Source organism: Micromonospora rubida (genome assembly GCF_009908295.1).
GTDB classification, from domain to species: Bacteria; Actinomycetota; Actinomycetes; order Mycobacteriales; family Micromonosporaceae; genus Micromonospora; species Micromonospora rubida.
The window spans coordinates 337007-343006 of record NZ_JAAALO010000007.1; the positions used below are offsets into that span (position 1 = coordinate 337007).

General features: G+C 74.4%; 4 protein-coding genes and 1 pseudogene. 4 read left to right on the forward strand and 1 reads right to left on the reverse strand.

The window, feature by feature from the left end; translation table 11 throughout:
- The first annotated feature begins 102 nt into the window (after window positions 1-102).
- Entirely contained in the window at window positions 103-1680 is a 1578-nt protein-coding gene (locus tag GVV04_RS25030; protein WP_328822562.1) for a Na+/H+ antiporter, read from the forward strand.
- Window positions 1681-1747: 67 nt separating this feature from the next.
- On the opposite strand, the gene GVV04_RS25035 is transcribed toward GVV04_RS25030, so the two are convergent.
- Window positions 1748-3094, reverse strand: coding sequence for a lanthionine synthetase LanC family protein (locus GVV04_RS25035; RefSeq protein WP_161691043.1), 1347 nt, complete (start codon window positions 3092-3094; stop codon window positions 1748-1750).
- A 102-nt stretch (window positions 3095-3196) separates the two neighbouring features.
- Between GVV04_RS25035 and GVV04_RS25040 the strand changes: the two are divergent.
- From GVV04_RS25040 to GVV04_RS25050, 3 genes and pseudogenes are all read left to right on the forward strand, one after another.
- Window positions 3197-3505: pseudogene (locus GVV04_RS25040) on the forward strand (response regulator transcription factor); the annotation flags it as partial.
- Window positions 3506-3586: 81 nt separating this feature from the next.
- The gene (locus GVV04_RS25045) at window positions 3587-4480 is read left to right on the forward strand and encodes an ABC transporter ATP-binding protein (RefSeq protein WP_161691045.1); all 894 of its coding nucleotides are present in this window, start codon (window positions 3587-3589) and stop codon (window positions 4478-4480) included.
- A complete protein-coding gene (locus GVV04_RS25050; RefSeq protein ID WP_161691047.1) occupies window positions 4477-5544 on the forward strand; it encodes an ABC transporter permease in 1068 nt (355 codons plus the stop codon). The genes GVV04_RS25045 and GVV04_RS25050 overlap by 4 nt, the downstream gene beginning before the upstream one ends.
- Window positions 5545-6000 lie beyond the last annotated feature (456 nt).

Genomic DNA, 6000 nt, shown 5'->3' on the forward strand with positions numbered 1-6000 from the left:
TCCGGCACCCGGCCGCCGTAGAACCATGGTGGGGCGGGCGCCCCCGGGACCCCTCGACCCGGCCGGCCGCCCGCCGACGGTGAGGGGCGACGAGGGGACGACGTGGAAGGGCTCGTGCTGATCGTGGTGCTGGCGGCCACCGTGCTGCTCGGCACCACCCTCGGCGGGCGCTACCGCGTCGCACCGCCCGTCCTGCTCATCGGCATGGGCGTGCTGCTGGCGTTCGCCCCGCCACTGTCCGACGTGGTGCTCGAACCGGACGTGGTGCTGCTGCTGTTCCTGCCGGCGATCCTCTACCGGGAGAGCCTCACCGTCAGCCTGCGGGAGTTACGCGCCAACCTGCTGGTCATCGTCCTGCTCGCCGTGGCGCTGGTGGCGGTCACCATGGTCGCGGTGGCGGGGGTCGCCCAGGCGGTCGGGGTGGCCGGCCCGGCGGCCTGGGTGCTCGGCGCCGTGCTCGCCCCGACCGACGCCGCCGCCGTCGCCGGCCTGGCCAAGCGGCTGCCCCGCCGGTTCCTCAACATCCTGCGCGCGGAGAGCCTGATCAACGACGGCACCGCGCTGGTCCTCTTCGCCGTCGCGGTCGGCCTGATCACCGGCGGTGCCCCGCCGGGGCCGCTCCCGCTCCTGGAGCGGATCGCCGGATCGTTCCTCGGCGGCGTCGCGGCCGGGCTGGCGGTCGGCGGCCTGGTCGTCCTGGTACGCCGCCGCCTCGACGACCCGCTCCGGGAGGGCACGCTCAGCGTGCTCACCCCGTTCGTCGCGTTCCTGATCGCCGAGGAGCTGCACTCCAGTGGCGTGCTCGCCGTGGTGGTCGCGGGCCTGGTGCTCGCCTACGCCGGGCCCCGGGTGATCCGCGCGCCCTCCCGACTGATGGCCCTCGCCTTCTGGGACCTGAGCACCTTCCTGATCAACGGTGGGCTGTTCGTGCTGCTCGGGATGCAGATCCCCCGCGCGTTGCGCGGGGTCACCAGCACGTCTCTGGCGCGGGGGCTGGTCATCGCGGTGGTGGTCGCCGCCACGGTGCTGGCGACCCGGATGGCCTGGCTGCACCTGTCGGCGTACCTGCTGGAGCTCATCGACCGCCGCAGGTCGCAGCGGGCCCTGCGGGTCGGGTGGCGGATCCGCACGGCCGCCGGCTGGGCCGGCTTCCGGGGCGCGGTGTCCCTGGCCGCGGCGCTCGCGGTCCCGCTGTCCACCCCAGCCGGGGATCCGGTCCACGAACGTGACCTGATCATCTTCTGCACGGCGGTGGTGATCGTGCTGATCATGCTGGTCCAGGGCACCACCCTCCCGCTCGTGGTCCGGTGGGCGGGCCTCGTCGGGGACCAGCAGCGGGTCGACGAGGCGCGTCGGGCCCGGTTGCGGGCGGCGGAGGTCGGGCTGGCGGCGCTGCCGGAGGTGGCGGGTGGGCTGGGCGCGGCGCCGGAGGCCGTCGACCGGGTGCGCCTCGACTACCAGGCCCACCTCGACGGCATCCGGGCCGCCGACGTGGGGGAGGAGTCCGAGCGGGCCCGCGACCTCGAGCGCCGGCTACGGCTGGCGGTCCTGGAACGCAAGCGCCGCGAGATCACCCGGCTGCGCGACGCGAACGAGATCGACGACACGGTGCTGCGGGAACTCCAGGCCGCGCTCGACATCGAGGAGATCCGGCTGCTGGGCCCGGCCGCCCCCGAGTGACGACCGCCCGCGCCTCCGCCACCCCACCGGGTACGGGCAGCACCGGGGTCGCGGTGTGCCGCCGACCTCACACCGTCGCGCCACCACCACCGGCGGACGCGACCCGCAGCGGCTGCGGGACCGCCCACCACTGCTCGGGCCGGTCGACGACGACGGCGGTGGTCGGGGCCTCGCACACCCGGGCGAGGCGCAGCAGGAACGCGGCGATCCCTGCGGCACCCTGCATCCACGCCGTCCCGGGTGGGAGCAGGGGCGGATCCCGCCGGTGCTCCACGAACCGCCACCGGGCGCCGGCGTCGTCGCGGACCGCCCGCTCGACCAGCGCGTCGCCCATGGTCCGGGCGGACCGCAGCAGCAGCTCCGCGCCGGCCCGATCGGGGCAGCCCTGGGCGGCGTCGAGCAGCATGTCGCCGACCCCCGCGGTGCCGCAGCAGCGGCCGTCGTTGTCCCAGAAACCCGGGCGGAGCCGGCGGGGCAGCCCGGCGGCGAGCACCGAACGCAGGCAGCGTTCCCGCAGCTCGCCGACCGTGAACCCGGCGACCTGTTCGACCCCGGCGAAGGCCAGCGCGGCGAACAGGTACGACGTCCCCGTCGGCCCGTGGCACCAGCCGTACGTCACCGGCTCCACCTCCCGCCGCGAGGCGGGGATGGTGTGTGGCACGACGAAACCGTCGTCGTCCAGGCAGCCCACGGCGAGCAGGTGCCGGGCGCCCGCGCGGGCGGCGTCGAGGAAGTCGTCCCGGCCCAGCGCGTGCCCGGCGACGGCCAGCGCCGTGGCCACCCCCGCCGTGCCGTGCGAGTAGTTCGGCGTGCTCGACGAGTGCCCCGGCCGCAGGCGCCAGTCCAGCCCGGCGGCGGTCGGCTCGGCCACCCGCAGCAGCGCCTCCCCGCCGGTCGACATGATCGGGGCGGCGGCCTCGCCACCCGCCCAGGCGGCGGCCAGCACCACGCCGGCCGTACCCATGATCAGATCGGTGAGTGGCCCACGGTGGTCCGGCCCGAGGTCCAGGGTGGTGTCCCACCCCGCCGGGGTACGCAGCTCGGCGAGCCGACGCAGCGCGATCCCCTCCTGTCCGGGGGCGAGCAGTCGCAGCGCGAACACGTCCCCGGCCAGCCCGTCGCACAGGGACGGCTCGACGCGCACCGCCGCCCCGGCCGACAGCCGGGTCACGATCCCCGCCCCGAGGGACCGCTCGGCGTCCGTCAGCGCCCGGTGCCGCTCGACCTCGGCCAGGACCGGGGCCAGCCCGGCGATGCCGGCGTACAGCGAGTCGCGGTCCCCGGCCGGCCCGTCCGGTGGCCCGTCGTCGGCGACCGACTCCGGCAGCCACGGACCGTCGTCCTCGCGGACCTGGCCGAGCACCCACGCCCACCCGGCCTCGCCCAGTTCGCGGTACCCGACTACGTCTGTCATCCGGCTACCGTATCGACGGGCGCGGCACGCGTTGGCGGTGGCCGCGCCGGGGTGCATCCAGGGGCGGCTGACCAGCCACCCCACCGGTTATGCCCGCCCCGGCTGACGCGGGGCGACGCCCTGCTCGCCCCGGAGATCACCCGACGGGTCATCGCCACCTTCGCCGCCCCGGCCGGCCGCGCGCCCCGGACCGACCCGACCCTGCTCGACGGGCTGACCCCACGCGAGCGCGAGGTGCTGGAGCTGCTGGGCCGTGGCGTCACCAACGCCGAGATCGCCGCCGCGCTGTACCTCGGCGAGGCCACGGTGAAGACCCACGTCAGCCGGGTGCTGGCCAAGCTCGGGCTGCGCGACCGCACGCAGGCGGTGGTCTTCGCGTACGAGCACGGGGTGGTACGCCCCGGCGGGTGAGCCGGTCCACCGCGCGGCGGACGCCGGGGTCCGCCTCCGGCCGGACGGCAGGAGACCCCGACGGCGGCTAGCGTCCAACGCATGATCAATCTGCTCCGCGTCGAGGGGGTCAGTCGCAGCTTCGGCGACCGGCGGGTCCTCACCGACGTCTCCTTCGACGTCCCGGCCGGCCGGATGACCGGCTTCGTCGGCGCCAACGGCGCCGGCAAGACCACCACCATGCGGATCATCCTCGGCGTGCTCGCGGCCGACTCCGGCACCGTCACCTGGCGCGGCGCCCCGCTGACCCCGCAGTCCCGCCGCCGCTTCGGCTACCTGCCCGAGGAACGCGGCCTGTACCCGAAGATGAGCGCCCGCGACCAGCTCGTCTACCTCGGCCGGCTGCACGGCCTGACCGCCGAGCGGGCCCGCGCCAACACCACGGACCTGATCGACCGGGTCGGGCTCGGCGAACGGGCCGGCGACCTGGTGGAGACGCTGTCCCTGGGCAACCAGCAGCGCGCCCAGATCGCCGCCGCCCTGGTCCACGACCCCGACGTGCTGGTGCTCGACGAGCCGTTCTCCGGGCTCGACCCGGCGGCCGTCGACACCCTCGTGACCGTGCTGCGCGAGCGGGCCGCCGCGGGCGTGCCGGTGCTGTTCTCCAGTCACCAGCTCGACGTGGTGGAGCGCCTCTGCGACGACCTGGTGGTCATCGCCGGTGGCGCCGTCCGCGCCGCCGGCCCGCGCGACGAGCTGCGCGCCGCGCACACCCGGCCCCGCTACGAGCTGGTGGCGGACGACGACCTCGGGTGGCTGCGGGACCAGCCCGGAATCACCCTGGTCGACCTCGACGGCGCCCGCGCCGTGTTCGACCTCGCGCCCGGCCACGACGACCAGCGCGTCCTGCACGCCGCGCTGGACCGCGGCCCGGTGCGCGCCTTCCGCCCCGTCGCACCCTCCCTCGCCGAGATCTTCCGGGAGCTGACCCAGTGACCACCTTCGCCGCCGTCCGCCTGGTCGCCGCCCGCGAGATCCGCGTCAAGCTGCGCGACAAGACCTTCCTGATCAGTACGCTGTTCTTCCTGCTCTTCGCCGCCGGCTCGGCCATCCTCCCGGCCCTGCTCGCCGGCACGCCCACGTCGGTGGCGGTGTCCACGCCGGCTGACGCCGACGCGATGCGCCAGGCCGGCCTGGACGTCCGCCCGGTCGCCGACGACGCCGCCGCCGAGCGGCTGGTCCGCGACGGCGACGTCGACGCGGCGGTGGTCGCCGGCCCGCAGGTCCTCGCCCTCGACGAGCGCCCCGCCGACGTGCTCCGTGCGCTGAGCACCGAACCGCCGGTGCGGCTGCTGGACCCCGACACCGTGGACCCGGTGGCCGCGTTCCTCGTCCCGCTCGCCTTCGCCATGACGTTCTTCTTCACCTCCCAGCTCTTCGGGGTGCAGATCGCGCAGAGCGTGACTGAGGAGAAGCAGACCCGGATCGTGGAGATCCTCGTGGCCGCCGTGCCGGTCCGGGCGCTGCTCGCCGGCAAGGTGATCGCCGGCGGCGTGCTGGCCCTGGGGCAGATCGCGCTGATCGTCGCAGTGGCGGTCGCCGGCATGCGGATCGCCGACGGTGGGGGCGGGATCCTGCCGCTGCTCGGCCCGGCGCTGGGCTGGTTCGTGCCGTTCTTCGTGATCGGCTTCGTCATGCTCGCCGCGCTGTGGGCCGTCGCCGGCGCGCTGGCCAGCCGGCAGGAGGACATCGCGGGGGTGTCGATGCCGGTCCAGCTCGTGGTGATGCTGCCGTTCTTCGCGGTGATGTTCCTCAACGACAACCCGCTGGCCATGCGGATCCTGTCCTACATCCCGTTCTCCGCGCCGACGGCGATGCCGCTGCGGCTGTTCACCGGTGACGCCGCCGGCTGGGAGCCAATCCTGTCGCTGCTGGTGCTGCTGGCGACCACCGCCGCCTGCCTGGCCGGAGGCGCCCGGCTGTACGAGGGCGCCCTGCTGCGGACCAACGGGCGGGTGACGCTGCGCCGCGCATGGCGTGACCGCGAGTCGGTCGGCTGATCGAGGTCCGTGTCGCCGGTCGGCCCCCTCCCGTTTGGGGGAGGGGCCGATTTGGCGGGCCGGAGGGGAGGGGGTAATGTTTCGCCCCGGCAGGGAAACGGACGCCAAGTGGGAGACCACGGCGGGCGGCCTGCCGAACCCCAGAAAGTGCCCGACGAAAGTCGGTCGCCGAATGGTGCCCGTAAATTGGGTGGAAGCAGGTCGGATCGGGTTACACCGGTTTGACACGGCGGAAATCGGCGGGTAACGTAGTAAAAGTGCCCGGCGCGAGAGCGGCGGGTGCGGGACGAACGAAATGCCCCGGATGGGGCCCTCCTGGTGGGGGTGCTCGGATGGTGTGTGGTTGTTCTTTGAGAACTCAACAGGGTGCTTGATAAGCCAGTGCCAATTATGATTTATACCCCGGACTGGTCGGACTTTAGGGTTTCGGCTGGTTGGGATTCCTTTGGCAACACT